Here is a 22738-nt window from a genome sequence, read left to right on the forward strand (position 1 = left end):
AAATTGCTCGTAATATTTGCAATATATCGCACAGCAAAAATGTCGAAAACAGACTTTACTGACTGAACTTGAGACCAGCCATGGTGGCCGCTGATTCGGCCATCTTGAACTGTCGGGTGCGAGAAGACCAAAAAGGGCGCAATTCATTCAACCATTGGCTCGATAACTCAGGCTCGGGCGCTGCTCCATTCTGTACTTGAACGGCCATCATGATTAATCTGACATGCACAGCAAGCGCCGTGTTTTGTTCAGGCGCAATCACTCCATCAAGCAGCTGTAATGCCTTTGACGCCTGGCCTAATTGCAAATACATCCACATCAATTCAGCTTGTACAGCGGCATATTGCAGGCTGTGCTCGCCTGATTGACTGGCCTGCAATGGCAAGGCTGAATACAGGTGATCAATGGCCCGATCTGACTGGCCGTTGTGGTGTGCCACATGAGCCAGGACGAGGTGAGCCAAGACATTGTTGGCATTGGCTTTGAGGGCTTCTTGTGCTTGGTTAAAGGCTTGGTCAAGATTGCCTTGCATCAGCTGAATTTGGGCCAATTCAGCCTGCATGATGCTTTGGTTGAGAACATGACTGACATTATCCAATGCCAATTCAAGGTGCCGTTGTGCCTCAGCCAGTTGGCCCACATGATAGAAGCTTTGTCCGATGGCTTCAGCTGCGTAGGCAATTTCAGGCTGACTTTCTGCTTGTTGGGCCAATTGCAGTTCCTGCTGGAGCAGTGGAATGGCTTCGGCATAGCGGTTGAGGAATACCAAAGCGTTGCCTTTGTATTTCTGGATGGTGCGCAATAAATGGTGATCAGCACTGACCCTTTGTGTCAATATCGGGAGGTAACTGTTGGCCCGGTCCAAAGCGGCTTGATATTGCCCATCCCACAACAACACATAAGTGAGCAGCGTCCCAGCGTCCAAGGTTTTGAGGTGATCATGACCAAAGGTTTCGCTGCACCAATTAACCAAATCAAGAGCCTCCTCAATGGCGGCACTGCGGTCACTGCCATTCAGGATGAAAATGATGAACCGCCGGGCATTGAATTCAATCCTCAAATTGGGGTTGTCCAATTGTTGCGCCAATCGTTTGGCTGCATGCACCCGGGCCAAAGCCTCATCCAATGAGGCTTGATCACCAGTCTGTATCAGGTTAGAAGCCAATTCAACCAATTGCCAAGCGTATGCCTCAGATTGATGGCCAAAAAAACGTTCTGCAATGGTCAACAAACGCCTTTCAAAAGCAATGCTGGCATTGATTTCTCCTTTGCTGCGAAACACCCCATCGGCTTGCAGCAGGATGATGGCTTGTGCTTCGTTGTGAGGAGGATCTACCGCTTGCATGGCCAAGTCAAAATGACTTTGTGCTTGTTCCAATTGTCCCAGCTCAACCAGGGTTTTGGACAATTTCAGATTCAAAACGGCCAATGGTAATGGTGTGGGGCGCTTGGTTTGGTTCCTCAGGCTGATCGCTTGGTGGTAGTTTTTCTCTGCGGCGGTGAAATTACCCACCGAATGATGCACATCTGCCAGATGTTCATACAAAGTCCATTGTAAAGAATTTTCCAGCCCCAATTCCCGCGCCCGATTGAACGCAGACCCACGCAACAATTCTTGGGCATCCAGTTTCTCTTCCAAACCCATGATCACTTGCTTGAGGGTGATTTGATCACGGTAATCTATGTTTTCTGGGTCGGCATTCAGCAAAATGTCACTGAGCATGGTTGAGACGGCGGCGGCATGCACCGATTCACGTTCGGCGTGCTGCAAAGCCCGCAACGAAACCAACAAGCCAATGGTCAATGCCAACATCACCGCCAATACGGCTGAGGCCAAAAGTTTGTGTCGCCACAAGAGTTTTTTCAGTTTATAGGCCGTGGTGGGTGCTTGGGCCTCAACCGGCAAACCATTGAGATAACGCCGCAGATCAGTCTCCAAGGCGGAAGTTGATCCATACCGTTGTTCGGGGTCTTTGGCGATGGCTTGCATCACGATGCTGCTCAAATCGCTTTTCAGTATGCGTTTGATTTCATGCACCGAACTGTGTCTTTGGGCGGCGATGCTTTGTTGGTTGTAGGCATTTGATTTCAGCTTATGCAAAGGGGTGGGGGCAATGTGATGTCGAATGATTTCCTGCACCTGCTGGGGTGTTTTGTTGTTGAAGGTTTGCAAGTCAAACGGTAATGAACCCACCAACAACTCATACAACACCACCCCGAGCGAATACACATCGGTGCGGGTGTCCACCCCACCCGGCGTTGCCAAAGCCTGTTCCGGTGACATGTAATAGGGGGTGCCGATGAAGGCACCCAGCTGGGTTTTGACGGTTTTTTCAGTCAGCTTCTGTGCAATTGACTTGGCCACCCCAAAGTCGATGATTTTGACCTGCGGCAGACCGTCATTTTCGGTGACCAGGATGTTGCCGGGTTTGAGGTCGCGGTGCAAGATGCCTTTTTGGTGTGCATGCAACACCCCTTGGCAGGCCTGGATCACCAATTCAATGCGCTGTTCAATGGTCAGTTGATGGCGATTGGCATATGCGGTGATGGTTTCGCCAGTCACATACTCCATCACAAAATAGGGCCGGCCTTGGTCTGTGGCACCGGCATCATAAACGGCCGCCACGTGGGGGTGTGACATCATTGCCAGGGCCTGGCGTTCTTGCTCAAATCGCGACAAGACCTCTTGGGTGTCCATGCCCAAACGCACCACTTTGAGGGCCACTTGGCGTTGAATGGGTTGGGTTTGTTCGACCAAAAACACCGTGCCCATGCCACCATGTCCCAGCTCTTGTTTGATCCGGTATGGACCAATGGCATCGCCTAGGCTGAAATCCAATGGCACCATCGAGTCTGTGGCTGACAGCTGATCAGGCTGCAGCAAGGCCGTGACTTGCGCGGCCAAGTCAGGGTCGTGCTGGGTATGTTCTTGGATGTATGCAGCCCGTTCAGAAGCGGGCAGTTGGGTGGCCGCGGTGACCAAAGTTTCTATCGACGGTATGTCTGGCATGGAAAACCCCACAACATTTGAATGTTGGTATTGCTTGTATTTATTTTAGCACTGAATCACCCACCATGCTGCGGGGTACTTGGTGACCGGGCAGGGCGCTCACTTCGACTGGTTGTTCAAGTTGTGCTTTGTATGACACATGGCAGTGGATATTCACGGCTGAAATTGGTATCTTATTGAAGATTCAAAAATGCCACCAATGTCCATGAAAAACCAACGCACCCAAGCTGCCACCATCCCTTCATATTTTCTGCTGCTGTTGTTCATTGGCTCTGGCTGGGCCGCAGAAGTGCCCTACATGAATTGGGAAAACCACCCCGTGCATGCCTTGGCTTTATCGCCCGATCAAAACCGTTTGGCCATCGCCCACACGGCGGACAACCGGGTGCAATTGTTTGATGTGTCCCAAGGCCATCCGGTGCGCTTGGGCCATGTCCAAGTGGGCATTGATCCGGTGTCGGTCCGCTTCAAAGACAATGACGAATTGTGGGTGGTCAATCACATCTCTGATTCGGTGTCGGTGGTTGATTTCAACCTGCGACAGGTGAAAGCCACCTTGCAAACCGGTGACGAGCCTTTTGATGTGGTGTTTGCCAACAACCGCGGCTATGTCAGCTGTTCCCAGGTCAACCAGGTGTGGGTGTTCGACACCACAGATTGGTCAGCTTCCCCAGAAGTGATCAACCTGATGGCAGAAGACCCCAGGGCCATGGCGGTTAATGCCGATGGCAGCCGGGTTTATGTGGCGGCCTTTGAGTCCGGTAACAAAACCACCATCTTGGCCGGTGGCATTGATGCCTCCGAAGACACCTTGACCTTTCCATTTGATTCGGTCAACCAAAGCAGCTCACCCTATCAAGGGGCCAATCCGCCGCCCAATGACGGCAATGCCTTTTTTCCTGCCATCAACCAGGAATTGCCTACTCCGCCCAGGGTCTCCTTGATTGTCAAACAACAGGACAATGGGCAATGGCTGGATGACAACAACGGCGACTGGACGGCCTTCATTTCAGGCAATCAAGCCGCGGTATCCGGTCGGGTACCTGGTTGGGAGTTGTTGGATCATGACATTGCGGTGATCAACACCGACAACCACAGCATCTCCTATGTCTCTGGTTTGATGAATCTGGGCATGGCCATTGCGCACAACCCAGCCACCGATCAAGTGTCTTTGGTCGGCACCGATGCCACCAACGAAGTGCGTTTTGAACCGGTGTTGAAGGGTAAGTTTTTGCGGGTGCAGTTGGGACTGGTGGCTGCCAATGATTTGCAATCACCGGTGGTGACAGATCTGAATCCACATTTGGACTACAGCACATCAACCATCGAGCAAAGTCAACGAGACCGTTCCATTGGCGATCCCCGAGGGGTGGTTTGGCACAGTCAGGGCCAAGTGGGGTATGTCGCCGGTATGGGCTCAAACAATGTGATTGTCATCAATGCCCAAGGTGAACGTCTGGACCGCATTGAAGTGGGTGAAGGACCCACGGGATTGGCTTTGGATGAAGGCAATGAACGCTTGTATGTGTGGAACCATTTTGCGGCCAGTTTATCGGTGATCGACACCGCTGACCACCAAGTTCTGAACCACCTGGACCTGCATAATCCGCTGCCAGGCGTCATCAGAGCAGGCCGCCAATTTTTGTACAGCACACATGACACGTCAGGTTTGGGTCACATCGCTTGTGCTTCCTGTCATGTCGATGGCCGCATGGATCGTTTGGCCTGGGACCTTGGTGATCCAGCCGGCGAAATGAAAACATTCAATCAAAACTGTCAAACCACGGCGTCCATTCTGGATGCACCGACCTGTTCAGACTTCCACCCGATGAAAGGGCCCATGATGACCCAAACTTTTCAAGACATCATTGGCCATGAACCCTTCCATTGGCGGGGCGATCGCGATGGTTTGGAAGAATTCAATCAGGCGTTTGTGGGCTTGAATGGTGATGACGCCCCGCTGCACCCAACACAGATGCAGCGATTCAAAGCGATGTTGGCAACCATCACGTTTCCGCCCAATCCTTTCCGTGAGATCGACAACACCTTGCCCAACAGCATTGATTTGAGCAATCATTACACCTCAGGTCGGTTTGCCTCCGCTGGTCAACCGTTGGGCAGTGGTGACCCACGCAATGGCTTGAGCCTATACAATGGCGGCTTGCTGGATTCCATTTTTCAATGCGCCAGTTGTCACACCTTGCCCACTGGTATGGCCGTTAATGGTCCATTGAAGCCGGCTTTCTTGAACATCGAAGTGGGTGGTTCGGTGATGCCACCGGGTCCCATGGGCGAAAACCACCTGGGGGTGGTCAGTGTCGATGGTTCCACCCAGAAAGCCATCAAGACGCCGCAACTGCGAAACTTGTATGACAAAGTGGGTTTTGAAACATCGCGTCAACAATCACTGGCCGGATTTGGCTTTTTGCATGACGGGGCGATTGATTCGGTGGCCCGCTTTCTCAGTGCTGGGGCATTCAGTGTCGATTCGGATCAAGAGGTGGCCGATTTGGTGGCCTTGATGATGGCATTTTCTGGCTCAGAACTGGATGCTGGGTTTGTGCCTTTGGGCAACACCGCACCGCAGTCAAAAGACACCCATGCTGGGGTTGGGCAGCAACACACTCTGCGCAGCGCCACCCAAATCGATGAGCGGGTGGATGACTTGATCGAAGTGGCTAATTCGGGTAAAGTCGCCTTGGTGGCGACAGTGGCTGGCGCAGAAAATTATTTGTACGATGTCGATGAAGTGGCTTTCAAAGCCGCTGACGACAGCCTGTTGAGCGACTTGGGTCTGATGTCTCTGGCATCAGCAACAACCCCCGTAACGCTGACATTGGTGCCGTTGAATCAAGGTGAACGGCTGGCCTTTGATCGAGATGGTGATGGCATTGATGACCCCACCGAAGTGTTCAATGGTTCTGACCCGACCAATGCGTCATCCACCGAAATCAAACCCTTGGCTGGCTTGTGGTTCAACCCCGCACGGGGTGGCCACGGCATGGACCTGCAACTGTCCGGGGATAATTTGTTCATCATCTGGTACACCTACAATGACGACGGCACACCAACCTGGTATTTGGCCGCAGCGCCTTATGCGGTGAATTGGCAAGCCACCCTCAACCGCTTCACCTGGGACAGCAGCAACCGCATCGCCACGGCCGAGGCAGTGGGCACGGCCAGTTTGGATTTCAGTCATGCGCAACAAGCCGAATTTTCCTGGGACATCAATGGCCGCACCGGTGCTGAGCCATTCAGTTATTTTCAATTCGCGGCTCCGCCCACCATCGCCCAGCACACCAGTTCATATTTTGATCCACTGGACAGCGGTTGGGGCATCACGGTGGCAACTCAGGGTCATGTCACCGCCACCATCATTTATTACTATGATGAATTGGGCGAACCCAAATGGGCTTTGGGCACTGGCCCCACCGATGCCGACAGCATCGAGATGTTCACCTACCAGGGTTTTTGTCCAGACTGCGAGTTCATTGCCACCAGTAACCAGTTGGTGGGCGCTCAACAATTGACCTTTCTGCCTGATCGCTTGATCGATTTCGATGTCAGTTTGCAAGCACCCACTTTGTCATTGAACTGGGTGCTGAACAACGTGACATTGCAACCCATATCCAATGAGTTTTTTGATCCGGAGCTGCAATAAGCCGTCAGCTGAATAGGGCGGATGGGGCATTCACAGTGGCTTGACAGGATTGTGGGTAAGCTGAACCCAGTTCCGATACCGTTGACCGACCATGCACCACAGCGACACCCAAAAACCGATTGAATCTGTCCCCAGCGGCATTCTGAAAAAGGCCTTGCAGTCAGCCGCGTTGATCGTGGGATTGACCATTTTATTTGGCGCCATCAGTTACGCCTTCATCAAAATCAATGACGTCGTTTGGCAATGGTCCTTACCGGAAAGCCTCTGGTGCGGTCTGGCCATGGCTTTGGCCGTGGTCTACTACCTGTGGCAACGACGTCGCTCAGCGGCCACCACCGTTTGAAAAATACCGACGTTCGTTAAATTTTCAGAAACCCAAGCCTGGCTTTACAATTTCGTAACAGTCCCTGCACATTCTTTGCATATTGTTTCCCAAGTTGAAAACCACCATGGACGCCAAGTCTTGAAATTCGTTGAGACTTGAGTTCAGAGGAGACCAAGATGCAAAAAACACTGTTCAAAACCACCCTGGTGTTGTGCTTTGGAGCCCAAATCAGCACCGCGTCACAGGCCCAAAACAACCCAGATCAAGTCGAATCAGTCAACGCCCAAGCCAACCCATTGTTGCAACAAGCCGATGCCGAAAAGCAACAACCCGCGGTGTCACCGGTGCGCCGCATTGACCGCAGCTTGACGTCTCAAGACGCCTTGAATGCCCGCCCAGGCCCACCACCGGGTGGCCAGCCGCCCAGCAATCCGCCACCCCAAGAGGTGACCATCAGAACTGACGATGGCAGTCTCAACAATTTGGCTGAACCCAGCATGGGTCCGGCGGGACAGGCCTTGTTGCGCTTGGTGCCCTCGGACTACAGCGATGGGGTCTCCAGCTTGGCAGGTGACAACCGAGCCAGCACCCGCGCCATCAGCAATGCCGTCTCGGCCCAGTCAGAATCGATTCCCAATGAGCATCAAGCCAGTGATTTCGGCCCAGTAACCACATAGGGGGTAGTTACCTCATAACTGTATAAAGGGCCCTGCCTCAAATGTCACATCAAAACTTTTCTGGCCTGAGGATTTTGATTTCTTCAATGTAGGCGATGCCAGAATAATGCCTGAAGTATTTATCACAGACTTGATTCATGAATTCTTCGGCTGAAACGGCGTTATTGATGATGACTTCAATCTTGATGTTGGTGAAATCATCAATCACCGACTGCTGTCATCGATTGGTCATATCCCGCCAGTTGAAAAAGAAATGATGTATTATGCATCAACTGGTGAGTCTGCCCATGTGGCATGACTCAAGTAAAAAACTCTCCGGTAAACCCGGGGCGATTCAATGTTCTACAATTTTACTGTGCTTACCTAGCTGAAAAACAAAAGAGTAGTAGAGAGGTTTTTTTAAGAAATTCAGATGAGTTGTATGATCGTTTAAATGACCAAGAAAAATCACAAGCAGATCGAATGATTCAAAAATTTGATTAATGGAGAGCTCACTAGTCAGGAGGAGACTCATCATTATTAAAAAGTAGGCCAACTATGCAGCTATGAGAAAACTGTAAAAGCAACAAATGTCCGTTTATGCAGCTATGAGGTAACTACCCCTGGCAATGAAATTCAAGACGATGTGTTTCATGTGCGATGAACCCAACTGGCGCATTAACAGCATATTGACGTGGCTTTGACAGTGCTTGCTTATAATGGCTAACATATTGATTGTGAATGACATTGTGATTGAGTCACATCAATTCCTGTCATGCATTCAAGCCTTGAGCACAGGGTGTCAAGATCAATTAATGACTGCAGTGCACTGATTACTTATTTATTAACCACAACCACATGAGGTAGCATATGAATTGGGACATCATCGAAGGCAAATGGGACCAACTGAAAGGTCAAGCACAACAGAAATGGGGTGAATTGACCGATGATGAATGGGACCAAATTTCCGGCAAAAAAACTGAATTGGCCGGTAAATTACAAGAAAAATACGGCATCACCAAATACAAGGCTGAACGCCAAATCACTGAATGGGAAGCTGAACTGAAAAATTAAGCAAGCCCATCAACATGTCTAAAAAACCCACGCCTGTGGGTTTTTTTGTGTCTGAAAGTCAACTTGTATGATCAGCACATGGTTTCAAGTCAACCATACCATCTGTACCCAATTTAGCCTACAATGATGGTCATGTCCAATCATCCTTCCATGCGCTGTGAATCATGTGGCGCCACCCGATTCAAACCACAAGCCAACAGTGGCCTGCTGGTTTGTGAATACTGTGGCGCTATGACTGAACCCAGCCAACGACCATCGCGCAGTGGGCCGGTGCAGTCTGGTTCGCATTCCATGCGCTTGGTGATTTTTCTGGTCAGCAGCCTGTTGCTGGTTGCTTTGATTGTGTTGCGGATGTATGGGCCCACAGGTGGATGGGGGCAAGATGAGCTGCCTCAAACCTCGATCGAGGTGAACCCACCACAACTCATCAAACAAACCACGCCGGAAACGACCCCATTGGTCAAAGCGGACAGCAACAGCAACCCGCAACAGGTTCGCCGTGATCCCCAATGGATCAATCAGCATCTGATCATAGATCACCAAGTCGCCGCCGCCACCCGCAACGGCGGTCGTTTTTGGATCTTTGAAATAAGCAACCAAGCCGATGAGGACATGTTGCGCCCTGGGGTAACGGTGAGTTTATTCAATGCCGATGGCCAACGGGTGGCAGAGCAGGGTGGTTGGTCATATCAAACACGCTTGTCGGCCGGTGAAAAAACCCAGGTGATGGTGTTCATTGATGAACCGCCAGCCACAGCCACTTCAGAGACCATCACCCCGATGGCCAGCCAATCCTCATTGATGGCTGACAATCAATTGCCCATTGCCGTGAAAGACCACGTCGTCAATGAAAAGAACGGTTCTTTTGAAATCGTTGGTGACGTGCTCAATGATCAAACCACTGCCGTGACTTATCCGCGGGTGGTCGTGGTGGCTCAAGATGCCGCGGGTCGCCCCATCGGTTTGGGGCAGTCATTCAGCACCCAAAAGGCGCTGGAACCTGAGGCCATTTCTGGCTTCAAAGTGCGGGTTGGCACCTTCTTGGTGGGCGCCCCAGTCAGTTGGCACGTTTACGCGCTGGCGCAAAAGCCTTGAGACAACATCACGTGTTTCACTGGGCTGGCTCTTCTGGCTTGGGAATTTCGAATTCAATGGTTTGTGACAATTGATAGGGCACGGCCTTGTCACCCACTTGTTTTTGGTAATACTTCCATTTCATTACCGTGCGGATGGCGGCATCATCAAACACCCTCGGTGGGTATGAGTCCAGCACTTTGACTTCACTGGCGCGCCCCATGGCATTGACCGAAATCAACACGGTCACCCAGCCCTCGATGTCTTTCAGCAGTGCATTCATGGGATACATGGGTGGAATCGCCCCTTTGACCCCACCATGACCGGCAAAACTGGGGTCACCGACCTGATAATTCAGTCCTGGCAGCTTGATTTGTCCCAAAAGATTCAAACTGGCCGATTGGGCCATGTGTTTGGGCAGGCTCAGGTCATGGGTGGCTTGGGTTTCTACCACCAACCTGGGGCGGGTTGGTGGTTGGCTGGGTTCACTTTTTTCCGGTAATTTTCGCTTGAGGCGTTTCCTCACCCGCATCTCTTCCTCGGCCTGCACATATGAAATGCGAAATTCCAATTCATCGGTCAATCCCCGATGCGGCTGTTTACCGAGTAAAGCACGCATGCCAAAGAACAGCGTGATTGTGATCAATGCACTGCAGGCGGCTGCCCCCACATACCTCATCCATTCAGTCATGCTCAACTCCTTGAATTAAATGACATCACCCTTTGGGACTGTGCCAATGGAGTAAGGTTCCGATTTTCTTTGAAGACATCATCTCAGACACGTGAAGACTATTTGCCACGTCACACACATCATTTATGATATAAGGCTTGTTCAATGTATTGGGTTTGGGAGTTGAATGAATATTTTGGTGTATATAACATCCTGGAAAAGTAATCCGCCAGGTGTCCATAACCGTTTGACGCAATCTTTATCATGGCTCATGTTGGTGGTTGGCTGTCTGGTCTTTGCTGCTGCTGTCCGGGCCCAAGCAGCGGTTCAAGTCGATGTGGTGTATCCACAACAACTGCAGCAAAGCCAGACCCTGCGTTTGCCTGGGACCGTACAGGCCAAACAACATGCGCAATTGGCCACGCTGGAAGCGGGGCGGGTGGAACGTCTGGCCGTGGAAGTGGGTGAGGTGGTGGAAGCGGGCCAAGTTCTGCTCAGTTTGGAACACCGATTGGCCGAGCTGCAGGTGACCGGTGCGGCGGCGGAAGTGCGGGCGGCCGAACTGAACAGACAGGAAGCCCAACGCCTGTATGACGAAGTGCAAAGACTTTCGGTACAGCAGGTGGTGGCCAAAACTTTGATTGCGGAACGGGCGGCTTTGTTGGCCAAAGCCGAGGCTGAATTGGCCCGGGTCAAAGCCAACCACAGCATCCAGCGAGAACGCTTGAAGCGGCACAGCTTGAAAGCCCCGTTTGCAGGGGTGGTAGCGGAAAGGAATGTCGACGTGGGGGAGTGGGTGACCCCGCAAAATCCAGTCATGACCTTGGTCGCGCAACGCGATCTCAGACTGGTCATTGAAATCCCACAACAGCATTTCCATACTCTGCAAAATATCCAAGAAATTCCCGTAGCGGTGATCCCCGACACTGCTGGCATCACTCCAATGGCAACCACGTTAACCCGCTTGGTCCCAGTCTCAGACGTTCAAACCCGCACTTTCACGGCCCAAATAGACTTGCCTGAACAAGCCACAGGCGATTGGGTGCCTGGTATGTCAGCGACCGCTGAATTGACTTTCCCCAACAGCAGCCAAGCAGCGATCATGCTGCCGCAGACCGCCATCAAGCGACACCCCGATGGCAACAGCAGTGTGTTTGTGGTTGAAAACAACCGTGCCAAACGGTTGGTGACACCCCACACCGAGATGACCGGCAACCAAGTCACCATTTATGGTCTGCCAGCCGACCGAGCTTACATCGTCAAAGGCGTGGAAATGTTACAAGATGGCATGCCGGTGACCATGAATGTGATTGCAGTCAAGCAGCCATGATCGAAGCCACCGTCAAGCGCGGCATCCTGGTCACCGTCCTGGTGCTGATCACTTGCATCCTGGGCGTGGTGGCATCGATCAAGATTCCGGTGCAAATGATTCCTGATTTGGAAGTCAGGACCATCACCGTGCAAACCGGTTGGCCTGGGGCCACACCACAGGATGTGGAAAAAGAGATTTTGATCGAACAAGAACGGTATTTGCGCAGTTTACCCAACCTCAAACGCATGATTTCATCGGCGGGCATGGGCTCGGCCAGGATCGAATTGGAGTTTCCCTTTGGGGTGGATGTCAATGAAGCCTTGATTCGGGTCAGCAACGCGCTCAGCCAGGTGCCGGCCTATCCTGAGAATGTCGATCAACCGCGGCTGTTCTCCAGTTCATTTTCCAGCAACGCCTTCATGCACTTCCGGCTGTTGCCCTTACCCGGTAATCCCATGCAATTGGACATCGACATGTTGCGTGATTTTGCCGACGACTACATCCGTCCTCGCATGGAAAGCGTGCCCGGCATTTCGCAGGTTGATGTGCGGGGTGGGGCCGCCAGACAAATCCAAATCAAAGTGGACACCGCGCAACTGGCCCAACGTGGCATCTCGCTCAGTCAGGTTCGCGATGCGATTAGGGCGAGAAACTCAGATGCTTCGGCTGGTGATCTGGAAAGTGGTGAAAGCCGGTTTTTGTTGCGGGTGGTGGGCCGTTTTGAGCAATTGTCTGAGTTGGAAAACCTGATCATCGAGCAAAATGAAAACAGCACTTTGTTGCTCAAAGACATCGCCACGGTGACCTTGGATCATTACGAAACCCGCAGCGTGTCCTTTGCCAATGGCCAACGGAGTTTATCGCTCTCGGTGCGACGTGAAAGCGGTTCCAATGTGATCGCCATCAAACAGGCTTTGTTGCCTTTGGTGGCTGAATTGAATGAGTCGCTGTTGATCCAGAATGGCTTGAACTTGCAGCTGTCCAGTGATGATGTGCAATATGTGTCCAATTCCTTGGAGAACGTCTGGTTCAACCTGGCCTTGGGTGCCATGCTGGCCACCTTGGTGATGTATTTCTTTTTGCGTTCAGGGCGCTCCACTTTGGTTGGTGTGCTGGGCATTCCGGTGTGTACCATCGCGGCGTTTTTGGCCTTGTTGGCCTTTGGCCGCACCATCAACGTGATTTCCTTGGCCGGGGTGGCTTTTGCCATCGGCATGACGGTGGACAACACCATTGTGGTGCTGGAATCGATCATGCAGTTCCGCAAAAAAGGCCTCAGCCGTTATCAAGCCGCCGTAGAAGGCGTGAAAGAGGTGTGGCCAGCGGTGTTGGCTTCCACCTCAACCACGGTGCTGGTGTTCGCTCCTATTTTGTTCATTGTGCAAGAGGCCGGGCAATTGTATTCAGACATCGCCATCGCCATTTCTGGTGCCATTGTGGCCTCCATGCTGGTGGCCATTTTTGTGATACCGGTGGCCATGGCCAATCTGGGTAAGGAACAATACGAACCCGGTCAATCCCTGCAATTGGGTCCACGTTGGATGCGGCTGGTCGCTGTTTTCACTGCCACCAAACAACGGGCCAGGATCTGGTCACTGGGTTTTTTGGCAGTGATATTGGGAAGCGCTTATGCCTTGATGCCACCAGCCGAATACTTACCTGAAGGGGAGGAACCCAAAGCCTTTTCCATGATGTTTGCCCCACCCAGCTACAATTTGTCAGAGATGCTGAATATTGGGGCCGACTTGCGGGCTTACTTCAAAGACCACCTCAACGCCGCTCCAGCTGCTTATGAGAACGGTGAAACCAACATGCCGCCCTTGGCCTATTACAGCATGTCCATCTCGATCGGCCGCATTTGGTTCCTCAGTGCACCGGTGAACCCTGAGCACATCCACGCCATGATGGACGCCATCACCACCAAGTTCAGAAGCTATGAAAACATGCGGGCTTTTTCCTCTCGGGGTTCCATCATTTCCAGCAACGATGGTGGCACACGGGCGGTGGCAGTCGATTTGGCAGGCAGCCAGATCACCGATTTGTATCAAGCCGCCGAAGCCGTCTATGCCGAGGCAGAAAATGTGTTCGACCAGCCACAGATCAATTCAGACCCCAGTTCTTTAACCCTCAACCAACCTTTGATCGAAATCCGTCCACGCTGGCAACGGCTGGCTGAACTCGGGATCAACAATCGGGAGTTTGGCTACGCTGTGGCGGCCATCAGCGACGGTGCTTATGTCGATGAGTTCATTTTGAACGATGACAAAGTCGACATCTTCATGTTCAGTGGCGCAGGCAACCAACAAACCATCGAAGCTTTGGCAGCGGCCCCCTTGTCTTTGCCACAAGGTGGCGTCATACCATTGGATGCTGTGGCCGATTTGGTGGCCAGCAACAACAGTGACTCGGTGCGGCGCGTGGACGGCCAACGCACGGTTTCGGTCTACATCATCCCACCGCGTGAGGTGGCCCTGGAAACGGCTGAAGCCAAAGTGCGCGAAGAACTGCTGCCAACCGTTTGGCAACAAGGTCGCATTGCCCAAGGGGTCAATGTCAGCATCAGTGGTGCCGCCGATCAGCTGGAATCCACCAAAGCCGCCTTGTCCAGCAATTTCCTGGTGGCCATCATTCTGTGCTACTTGTTGTTGGTGGCGATTTTCACCCATTGGCGTTATCCCTTGTTTATTTTGGCCACAGTGCCATTGGGGATGGCAGGCGGTTTGCTGGGCTTGATCACGGTCAACGGGGTCAACAGCGCCTTGGCAGCCTTCGGTTTGGGTGGGGCCCACCAACCCTTTGACATGATCACCATGTTGGGTTTTCTGATCTTGCTGGGCACGGTGGTAAACAACCCCATTTTGATTGTGGATCAAACCCGGCGCTTCCTGGATCAAGGCCTGCAAGTGCAAAACGCGGTGCGTCAAGCCGTACAAAAACGCCTCAAACCGATTCTGATGTCCACTGCCACCACCATCTTTGGCTTGGCACCTTTGGTGTTGATTCCAGGGGAGGGCACTGAATTGTATCGCGGTGTCGGCATCATCGTCATGTCCGGCATCTTCGTCTCCACCTTGTTAAGCCTGACCTTCTTGCCGGCCTTGTTGATGGGTTTGTTGCGCCAAGAAAAGCCACAACAGGCAGGAACTTGATCAAAAAAACCGGGTTGTGTGCCTAAGACACAACCCGGTTTCTTGGGTCTTGTTTGGGTCACTGACTGGTTAACCCAGCCAGACCCGGTTTGTTGTGATGGTTTTACTCGCTGATGGCCTGACAGAAGGACACATTGGCATCGGATACCCGCTCCAATTCCAGGTTGCCGGCCAAACCGCTGTCATCATCAAAGACATAAATCGCTTGGGCTGTTCTGCAGTCATTGAAGTCAATCAAAAACGTGCCGATTTCTGCGGTTTCGCTCATGGTGTTGTTCTGATTGAAGATGCCACCACTGGTGTTGTATAAAGTCATGTTGGCAAAGGTGCCGTCGTAGGTACCCGAAGCGGTCAACCAACGTTGATTGGGCGCACCCACCACTGCGGTCTCACCGGCATCAGGAAACGTCGTGTCAAAAGTAAACCAAGTCATGAAGATGAAGTGATTCTCTGGATACACTTCAATCATGAACCCTTGGCTTTCCACACTGGGGCTGACCCAAGCTCCATTCAACCCCTGGTTCATGGTGTTGAATGGGGGCTCAACATCCAAAAGTGCACCGTTGCCTGCATCATCGATGGCAAAAAAGCCCAGTTCTTGATTGAAGCCTTCGCCCACAGCATAAACAGTCACAATGTCGCCAGCGTCCAATTTCAATGGTGCCAAATCGATCAATCGATTGGCCCCATCTGGGGTCGACACATTCAAATCATAGGTGGCGTTAGGCAATTCAAAGTAGCCGGATTGTGAGGCATAGAATAACTCAGCCAGGCCATTGACCAACTCATTGCGGTCATTGCGCACTGAAACCGCGGTGTCGATCAAAATGGGGGCGATGGGAGCGACGTGGACTACACGCATTTTACCGTTGCCGGGTCCCGGTGCCGCATTGTCATCAACCAAAGTTAACAAGTCCAGTGGTTGGTTGTTTTCATCACCTATGATGACCCAGGTGTATTGGATGTCGGCTGCCAAGTCTAAATTGACACTGATTGCTGGCGCGGCGGCTCCAGCCGGTAAAAAAATTTCGACCAAAGTGTCTCCGGGTGCCACACCCGGTTCGGCAATTTCCAAATAACCAGAAGAGAAGGCGTATTCAACTCGATTGACAATTTCTGTGCCATTGACATTAATCGACACAGCGGTGTCTTCAATGACATCGTCAAAGGGTGCCAGATTCACCACATTGACTTCCGTGGCGCTTGTTAGTGTCCAGCTGCTGATAAGTAATGATATCGCAATAAATCTAAAATGTTGCATGGAGCACCTCCATTTGTTATTAGAAACAACAACTTATGAATCGACCTGTGAAATACGCGTGAACGCCTGATGGGATATATTTTACATTTGCTTAATGTTGACTGAGGGGGATTCGGCTGTCAATCAGCCACCAACAAGCATCCAGCTTGACTCTGCAGGCATTGTCTGGAAGCCGCCGAGAACGGCCATACAAGTGTCCAATTGGTCATAAAATAAATATGAAAAAATCAGTCGCTGCGCAAGCTGAGTTGGTGGTGCGGATCAAGACCCGAACCATTCTGCCCATCAACTGACATTGTTCACTGCAAGCAGTCAGTCTTCACCACCTAACACAGCAAAGATCGAATGCATTCGAGCAGATGAGCTAAAATGGTGAAAATCAGCTTAAACAGAGACGACCAGCCCGGTGTAAACCACTTGTACATCAGAGAATCAGAGGGTACCCTCAAACAGCTGACCGGTGGCAATTGGCAAGACATCTACGCCCAATGGACCGCCGATGGCCGTTACATCTATTTCAACTCCAACAGCAGCGGCGTGGCCAACATTTACCGCCTCAAGATGAACGGGGCCGATTGTGTGAAAACCAGTTTGGTCTTTGGCATACAAGACTTGTTGACTTCAGGAATGAGGATGTGGGGTTGATTGATGTCCGCACCCTCCATTATCAGCCCATTGATTGACTTGATCTGGGGGGATTTCTGATCCGTTTTTTACCCATGTCATAAGCCATTTGCGAGATTCTGTGGACTTTGCTGTCTACCACAGCAACGAAAATAAATGGTGCGTATACACAGGTATAAGCGCCAAAACTGGTTGCTTTGGTTGCGCCAAATGCTTTTAAATCAGTAACATCAGCGCCTGATTTCAAGCAATGACTGAACTGTGCACCATCCAGCCAAGGGTAGCGAATTTGCCACCACAGGTGTACCAAGCCATTCCAAAGAGAACAGGCGATGAGCAGAATGATGGGGATCAAAGACAAGACCATCAGCCAGGTCACGACCAGCAACACAGCCACCAACAAGACGATGGCCAACAAGTACAGCAAAGCGGTTGGATACGTGCAGAGGATGTATTTGGGTTTTTTAGATTTCACAGGCATGACTGAAAATATTTTGCCTTTAATATCATATGAGTCATTTGCCTGGTGTGGCCACAGCCATTTGCGTACAATTAGTCGTCATATTTAATGAAAAACTAACCCACAAACCGTCACAATCAAAGCTTTTACAAGGAATCTGAGTAAATGACCGCTGAACCTTTAAAATCGATACCTCCGGTGTTTCCGGGCGACAAAGCAGCGGTATTAAGTCGTTTGGAGGGCAGAACGCGACACAGTCACATCGGCCAACAAGTCTGCATCAATGAACGACAATGGCGCCAAGACCAGCCTGGCTGCATCCAGGCAATCCAGTCAATCTTTACCACCGGATCCTTAATCATCAGAAGCAGCCACAGCCAGGAGGACGGCATGCAGACCACCTTGGCCGGTCAATTCAAAAGTTTTGGCGCCATCGATGTCAACGACCCTCCATTGATAGCCACTTCCATTGACCGGGTTTTTGATTCATATTCCAAATCCAGCAAAACAGATTCAGAACGGGTGTTGATTCAACAACACCTGGATGCTTGCGTGCTGGTTGGCGTGATGTTGACCCGTTCCCTGAATTCTGGCGCCCCCTATGACCACATCAGTTACCTACACCATCCCCTGTCAACAGACGGGGTGACTTCTGGCGCTGACGGCCCTTTGCAACAGTTCATTTCACTGAAACACGCGCCACAGGCATTGAAAGCAATCCCCAAAGAGTTGGAGCCCATCATGGTGGCAGCCAGGGAGTTGGAGCGCTTGTGTCAATCCACCGAGTTGAACATTGAATTTGGCATCGATTCAAACCAACAAGTTCATGTGTTTCAAGTGCGACAAATTCCGGCCGGTACCCGGCAAGTCAACTGTGATGAATCCCTTCTCATCAAGACCATCAAGCGATTCACCCACCAACTGAGCAACACCCAACCAGCAACAAAACAGGTGTTGGGTGATCAATCGGTTTATGGCATCATGCCGGACTGGAATCCGGCCGAAATCATCGGCATCAAGCCCAGGCCTTTGGCCTTGTCGTTGTATCAATTCGTGCTGATGGATGAGATTTGGGCAGAGCAGCGGTATGCCTGGGGATACCGAGACCTGCGCGGAGTGCCGCTGTTGACCAGCTTTGGTGGCTGTCCCTATGTTGATGTCAGAATCAGCCTCAATTCATTGATTCCGGCGGCACTGGACGAGGCGGTGGCCAAGCGTCTGGTTGACGCACAAATTACCCACCTCAAGCAACATCCACAGCTCCATGATCAATTGGAATTTGAAGTGGCCGTATCTGTCTTGACCCCGGCCTTTGATGAGGCGGCAGCGCGACAGTTGGTGCCCCATGGCGTGACCGAGGATGACCTCAATCAATTGCGTGCGGCGCTGCGTGACATCACCGCCAAAGCCATGCTGCGGCTCCAAGAAGACCTCAAGCCGACCAAGCATTTATTGGCTTCCCGCACCAGCCACACCGCGTCTGCTGAGTCGGCCATTCAACAAGGGATTGGCTTGATTAATGAGGTCAAACGCTTGGGGGCATTGCCTTTTGCCCATGCCGCCAGGTCTGCATTCCTGGCCGTGGCCTGGTTGCGAGACATGGTCAAAACCGGCCTGCTCACCGAACAGGAAAAGAACGCATTCATTGGCCAAATCAAGACGGTTTCAGGGCAATTCAAAGCCGACATGTCGACCATGCCCATCCAAGAATTGATTGCTGAGTACGGTCACCTGCGGCCCGGCACCTACGACATCACCAGCCCAGCCTATTGGGAAAAACCAGAACTTTATTTTTATCGAGCGGCCGGGCAGGGACAAAAGCCAAACCACCAAACCCACCCATTCGAGTTGTCACACCACTCAAGAACATCAATCAATCAGTGGCTCAAATCCACGTTCGAAAACACCCCAGTGGCTGATTGGCAAGCGGATGATTTATTGGATTTTTGCCGGCAGGCCATCGTTTTGAGAGAAGCCAGCAAATTTGAATTTACTCGAAATCTGTCATTGGCCATTGATCGGTTCATTGAATTTGGCCAGGCCCATGACTTGAGTCGAGAACAGCTTTCCTACCTCACCATGCATGACTTGCTGGCGGTGGCTGATAACCCCTGGCAAGTGCCTTTCATCCGCGCCATGATCGCTGAAAGAACCAAACAACATGCCTTGAGCCAGTGCCTCGAGTTACCCCACTTGATCACCCGTCCCCAAGACCTCTGTGGCTTCAAGGTGCCGCAATTGATGCCATCATACATCACCCATGCCGTGGTTGAAGCCCCTTTGAAAAGCCAGTGGCATGCGCCTCAGAAACTGCATGGCTGTGTGGTGCTGTTGGAACAGGCCGACCCGGGTTTTGACTGGTTGTTTAATTACGGCATTGCTGGCCTGATGACGGCCCATGGCGGGGCCAATTCGCACATGGCCATCCGGGCTGCAGAATTGAATGTGCCGGCGTGCATTGGTCTGGGCAAAAGCGTGTATGAAAACATGTCACACATCGAATTCATTCGACTGGATTGTGCCGCCAGACAATGGCTGCCTGTGGCTCAATGATCAACCTGGCTGTGACACAATCGGTGGCAATGGTGGATGCCAATCAGGAACAGATCGACCGGTTGGATCCACAATGGCTCACCCATTTGCAACAGCATGGGTTTGAGCCAACGGTGTTGCCCAATTTTCGCTGCGTGCATGAGGCACAGCTATGCATCGCGCAATTGAACGTGCAGGGCTTGCTGTTGACGGGTGGCAATGATCTGATGTCCACCCAAGGGCAGTCCGTTTGTTGGTGGCGGGATCAATTTGAAACCCAGTTGATTGATCATGCAACCCAAGCAGGTATGCCTGTTTTGGGCATTTGCCGCGGCATGCAGTTGCTCAATGAATACTTTGGCGGCAGCCTCACAGCCGTGGAAAACCATGTGCACAAAGAGCAAGCTGTGATCATTAAAGAAGGTTCAAAAAAACGCGTGAATGCCTACCATCACTGGGGCATCAACGGGCAGACTCTGGCACCAGAAATGATGCCATGGGCCTGGTCTGAAGATGGGGTGATCAAAGGCATCTGCCACCGCACACATGCCGTCATGGGCATGATGTGGCATCCAGAACGGGCGCATCCAGATCAAACCTGGACTTGGCAAGTGGTGCGGGAGTTCTTCGCATGAGTCAGGCACCAGTACAAGCCATCATCCTGGCAGCGGGGGAGGGCACACGCTGTCGCCCCTTGACTGAAGACCGACCGAAGTGCCTGATCGAGCTGGGTGGCCAAACCTTGTTGGCACACCAACACGCTGCCTTACACCTCAACGGCATCAGTGACATCACGGTGGTGGGTGGTCACCAACATCAAGCCATTTCTGCGGCCGGTTTTCCATGTTTGGTCAATCCCGATTATCAGCACACCAACATGGTGGCCAGTTTGTTTTGTGCCGAACAGCTGTTACAACAACACATCACCACCGTTTTGGTTTATGGTGACATTGTGTTTCGACCTGACTGTTTGACCCAGTTGCTCAACACCACAGGAGATGTCGTGGTCATGAGTGATGTGGATTGGCATGACCTGTGGTCATTGCGGTTTGACGATGTGTTGTCGGATGCCGAATCTTTTGTGCTCAATGACAAAAAGGAAATCATCGAATTGGGACAATCCGTGAACGACATCAGCCAAATCCAAGGCCAATTCACCGGATTGCTGAAGGTTGATGGCCAGGCTTGCCAAAGGGTGTGTCAGGCTTACCAAACTTTGCTCAACAATTCCGACAACCCAGAACAAACCAAAAGGATGTACATGACTGACTTCATTCAACATTTGATTCACAGCGGGTGGCATGTCACCGCGTCTGAGGTTAACCGCGGCTGGTTGGAGATCGACACCCTGGAAGACCTTCAACTGTATCAGCACTTGCATGATACCGGCCAATTAGCCGGGTATTATTCACCATGAGTCAACAATCACCGGCAGCAGATAACCACCAACCCTGGCTACAGGACTTCGACAGCCACAGCTTTGAAGTCGTGTCTTCTGAATTACCATCGGGCTGTGCTTGGTTGGTGAATTGCTTGTTGGAGTCTGGCATCAGTGTATGGCGACCTTGGGAGGTGGACATTGAAGGAGAGTGGCACAGAACTTCCCCATACCATTATCGGTATAACGCCCAGGCAGAACCCTGGTTTCAAACCCTGCCGGCATTGCAATGGTGCCGTCAGTTTCACTTTGATGCCAAGCATTCGGCCCGCGCCACCCACCGCTGGGCCGGCACGGTGGATGGCCGCAGGAAGCTGATTTTATTTGTGCGTGATCCCAGAGACATGTTGTTTTCGCAGTGGCGTCGACAATGCCATAATCACCCAGAGACACCGGTCAGTTTTGTTCAGTTTCTCCAATCGAAGTACCACCAGTACCCATGTACATATGTTGAATACATCCAATTGTTTATGCTGATGTGGCAGCGGCATGTGACGCAATTTGACCACCACATCGTGCGCTTTGAAGATTACCGACAAGACGCCACCGCCACGTTGAACTCGGTGTTGCAGTTTTTGCAGATCGATCGACCGGCATCGGTCATCCAACAAGCCGTGAACCAATCAGATTTTCAAAAGGTCAAACAGCGGGAAGACCAGCTGGCCGCACAAGGGCAGTTGACCAGGAAATTCAATTTTGCCGGTCAAGCCTTTGAATACCAACAACAGGACCACACCGCCTACCATGGACTGTTTGACCCTGCTTTCAGCCAAGTCACTGACTGGCTGGGATACGCTCCATTGCCCCAACCAGCAGCCCACATCAAAACCCTATTCGAACGGCCTGGCTGGGTCGATGAGATGGTTCACTGCATGGTTGGAGGGGTGGTAGATTCGCCATTCAAGGCTCAGGTTCAAACACTGCTGCATTCAGTTTACCGAGATCTGAACCAAGCCGAGGAGTTGGCCTCTTGAAGCCAGGTCGGCTGTATTGGATCACTGGGCTGTCAGGTACCGGCAAAACCACGCTCGCCCAACAACTCACTGAATATTTGCGACAACAGCACCGCCAGGTGGTGATGCTGGATGGTGACGACTTGCGGGCCGTGTATGGCTTGCCAGGCCAATACCAAGAACACGAACGCCTGGCCATGGGCATGCGGCATGCCAGGCTCTCACTGTTACTGGCCAGCCAGGGATTGGATGTGGTTTGTGCCACCATATCGCTGTTTCATGAAATCCAACAATGGAACCGGGCACAGCAAGCCCACTACATTGAAATCCTGCTGACCTGTGATGAAGCCACCCGCTTGCACCGACTGCAGCAAAGGCCTGACCCAGCGGCATTCAGGGACACCCCAGCGGTAGGGACCAGCATCGAGCCACAGTGGCCCACTGCACCCGATCATGTGATCGACAGTGGCAAAGCATTGTACACAGAGTCGTTGTTGGCTTCACTCACAGCTTCATCAAATGCAACTTAACCAAAACAC

Annotated in this window: 19 protein-coding genes; 14 read left to right on the top strand and 5 right to left on the bottom strand. The window is 51.8% G+C overall.

The features are described from left to right. Positions 1 to 55 precede the first annotated feature (55 nt). On the bottom strand, positions 56 to 3010 hold the full coding sequence (locus K7G70_RS10100) for a serine/threonine-protein kinase (RefSeq protein WP_223788519.1): 2955 nt from the start codon (positions 3008 to 3010) through the stop codon (positions 56 to 58). A 205-nt stretch (positions 3011 to 3215) separates the two neighbouring features. On the opposite strand from K7G70_RS10100, the gene K7G70_RS10105 reads away from it, so the two are divergent. The 3 genes from K7G70_RS10105 to K7G70_RS10115 all read left to right on the top strand — a co-directional run bounded on the left by K7G70_RS10105 (position 3216) and on the right by K7G70_RS10115 (position 7673). Further along, positions 3216 to 6671, top strand: coding sequence for a YncE family protein (locus K7G70_RS10105; RefSeq protein WP_223788520.1), 3456 nt, complete (start codon positions 3216 to 3218; stop codon positions 6669 to 6671). 91 nt (positions 6672 to 6762) lie between these two features. Then, the gene (locus K7G70_RS10110; RefSeq protein ID WP_223788521.1) at positions 6763 to 7014 is read left to right on the top strand and encodes a hypothetical protein; all 252 of its coding nucleotides are present in this window, start codon (positions 6763 to 6765) and stop codon (positions 7012 to 7014) included. A 158-nt stretch (positions 7015 to 7172) separates the two neighbouring features. Next, on the top strand, positions 7173 to 7673 hold the full coding sequence (locus K7G70_RS10115; RefSeq protein WP_223788522.1) for a peroxidase family protein: 501 nt from the start codon (positions 7173 to 7175) through the stop codon (positions 7671 to 7673). Positions 7674 to 7722: 49 nt separating this feature from the next. Here K7G70_RS10115 and K7G70_RS10120 read toward each other — a convergent pair whose 3' ends face one another. Continuing rightward, positions 7723 to 7881: a hypothetical protein gene (locus tag K7G70_RS10120; protein WP_223788523.1), complete on the bottom strand. Its 159-nt coding sequence runs from the start codon at positions 7879 to 7881 to the stop codon at positions 7723 to 7725. 86 nt (positions 7882 to 7967) lie between these two features. Here K7G70_RS10120 and K7G70_RS10125 point away from each other — a divergent pair, with 86 nt between their 5' ends. The 3 genes from K7G70_RS10125 to K7G70_RS10135 all read left to right on the top strand — a co-directional run bounded on the left by K7G70_RS10125 (position 7968) and on the right by K7G70_RS10135 (position 9821). Next, entirely contained in the window at positions 7968 to 8156 is a 189-nt protein-coding gene (locus K7G70_RS10125) for a hypothetical protein (protein WP_223788524.1), read from the top strand. Between the two features lie 366 nt (positions 8157 to 8522). After that, positions 8523 to 8726 carry a CsbD family protein gene (locus K7G70_RS10130; RefSeq protein WP_223788525.1) on the top strand — a complete coding sequence of 68 codons (204 nt, stop codon included), beginning with the start codon at positions 8523 to 8525 and terminating at the stop codon, positions 8724 to 8726. A gap of 132 nt (positions 8727 to 8858) precedes the next feature. Further along, complete coding sequence (locus tag K7G70_RS10135; protein WP_223788526.1) at positions 8859 to 9821, top strand: hypothetical protein; 963 nt, start codon at positions 8859 to 8861, stop codon at positions 9819 to 9821. Between the two features lie 16 nt (positions 9822 to 9837). Here K7G70_RS10135 and K7G70_RS10140 read toward each other — a convergent pair whose 3' ends face one another. Then, the gene (locus K7G70_RS10140; protein WP_223788527.1) at positions 9838 to 10491 is read right to left on the bottom strand and encodes an energy transducer TonB; all 654 of its coding nucleotides are present in this window, start codon (positions 10489 to 10491) and stop codon (positions 9838 to 9840) included. 250 nt (positions 10492 to 10741) lie between these two features. Here K7G70_RS10140 and K7G70_RS10145 point away from each other — a divergent pair, with 250 nt between their 5' ends. Both K7G70_RS10145 and K7G70_RS10150 read left to right on the top strand, forming a co-directional pair. Beyond that, complete coding sequence (locus K7G70_RS10145) at positions 10742 to 11800, top strand: efflux RND transporter periplasmic adaptor subunit (protein WP_223788528.1); 1059 nt, start codon at positions 10742 to 10744, stop codon at positions 11798 to 11800. Further along, positions 11797 to 14931 carry an efflux RND transporter permease subunit gene (locus tag K7G70_RS10150; RefSeq protein ID WP_223788529.1) on the top strand — a complete coding sequence of 1045 codons (3135 nt, stop codon included), beginning with the start codon at positions 11797 to 11799 and terminating at the stop codon, positions 14929 to 14931. The genes K7G70_RS10145 and K7G70_RS10150 overlap by 4 nt, the downstream gene beginning before the upstream one ends. A 103-nt stretch (positions 14932 to 15034) precedes the next feature. On the opposite strand, the gene K7G70_RS10155 is transcribed toward K7G70_RS10150, so the two are convergent. Continuing rightward, positions 15035 to 16114, bottom strand: coding sequence for a DUF4397 domain-containing protein (locus K7G70_RS10155; protein ID WP_348525076.1), 1080 nt, complete (start codon positions 16112 to 16114; stop codon positions 15035 to 15037). A gap of 447 nt (positions 16115 to 16561) precedes the next feature. Here K7G70_RS10155 and K7G70_RS10160 point away from each other — a divergent pair, with 447 nt between their 5' ends. Beyond that, positions 16562 to 16837 (top strand): TolB family protein, encoded by a 276-nt coding sequence (locus tag K7G70_RS10160; RefSeq protein WP_223788531.1) that lies wholly within the window; start codon positions 16562 to 16564, stop codon positions 16835 to 16837. A 22-nt stretch (positions 16838 to 16859) separates the two neighbouring features. Here K7G70_RS10160 and K7G70_RS10165 read toward each other — a convergent pair whose 3' ends face one another. Continuing rightward, complete coding sequence (locus K7G70_RS10165) at positions 16860 to 17231, bottom strand: hypothetical protein (RefSeq protein WP_223788532.1); 372 nt, start codon at positions 17229 to 17231, stop codon at positions 16860 to 16862. A 210-nt stretch (positions 17232 to 17441) separates the two neighbouring features. Between K7G70_RS10165 and K7G70_RS10170 the strand changes: the two genes are divergently transcribed. Genes K7G70_RS10170 through K7G70_RS10190 form a run of 5 tightly spaced genes read left to right on the top strand, consistent with a single transcriptional unit; the run spans position 17442 to position 22729 of the window. Next, a complete protein-coding gene (locus tag K7G70_RS10170; RefSeq protein ID WP_223788533.1) occupies positions 17442 to 19829 on the top strand; it encodes a PEP-utilizing enzyme in 2388 nt (795 codons plus the stop codon). After that, positions 19826 to 20443 carry a gamma-glutamyl-gamma-aminobutyrate hydrolase family protein gene (locus K7G70_RS10175; protein ID WP_223788534.1) on the top strand — a complete coding sequence of 206 codons (618 nt, stop codon included), beginning with the start codon at positions 19826 to 19828 and terminating at the stop codon, positions 20441 to 20443. The genes K7G70_RS10170 and K7G70_RS10175 overlap by 4 nt, the downstream gene beginning before the upstream one ends. Then, positions 20440 to 21225 (top strand): phosphocholine cytidylyltransferase family protein, encoded by a 786-nt coding sequence (locus K7G70_RS10180; RefSeq protein ID WP_223788535.1) that lies wholly within the window; start codon positions 20440 to 20442, stop codon positions 21223 to 21225. The genes K7G70_RS10175 and K7G70_RS10180 overlap by 4 nt, the downstream gene beginning before the upstream one ends. Continuing rightward, positions 21222 to 22220: a sulfotransferase domain-containing protein gene (locus K7G70_RS10185; protein WP_223788536.1), complete on the top strand. Its 999-nt coding sequence runs from the start codon at positions 21222 to 21224 to the stop codon at positions 22218 to 22220. Before K7G70_RS10180 ends, K7G70_RS10185 begins: the two co-directional genes overlap by 4 nt. Continuing rightward, positions 22217 to 22729 (top strand): adenylyl-sulfate kinase, encoded by a 513-nt coding sequence (locus K7G70_RS10190; RefSeq protein ID WP_223788537.1) that lies wholly within the window; start codon positions 22217 to 22219, stop codon positions 22727 to 22729. Before K7G70_RS10185 ends, K7G70_RS10190 begins: the two co-directional genes overlap by 4 nt. Positions 22730 to 22738: the final 9 nt, after the last annotated feature.

This window comes from Marinicella meishanensis (genome assembly GCF_019931145.1).
Lineage (GTDB): Bacteria > Pseudomonadota > Gammaproteobacteria > Xanthomonadales > Marinicellaceae > Marinicella > Marinicella meishanensis.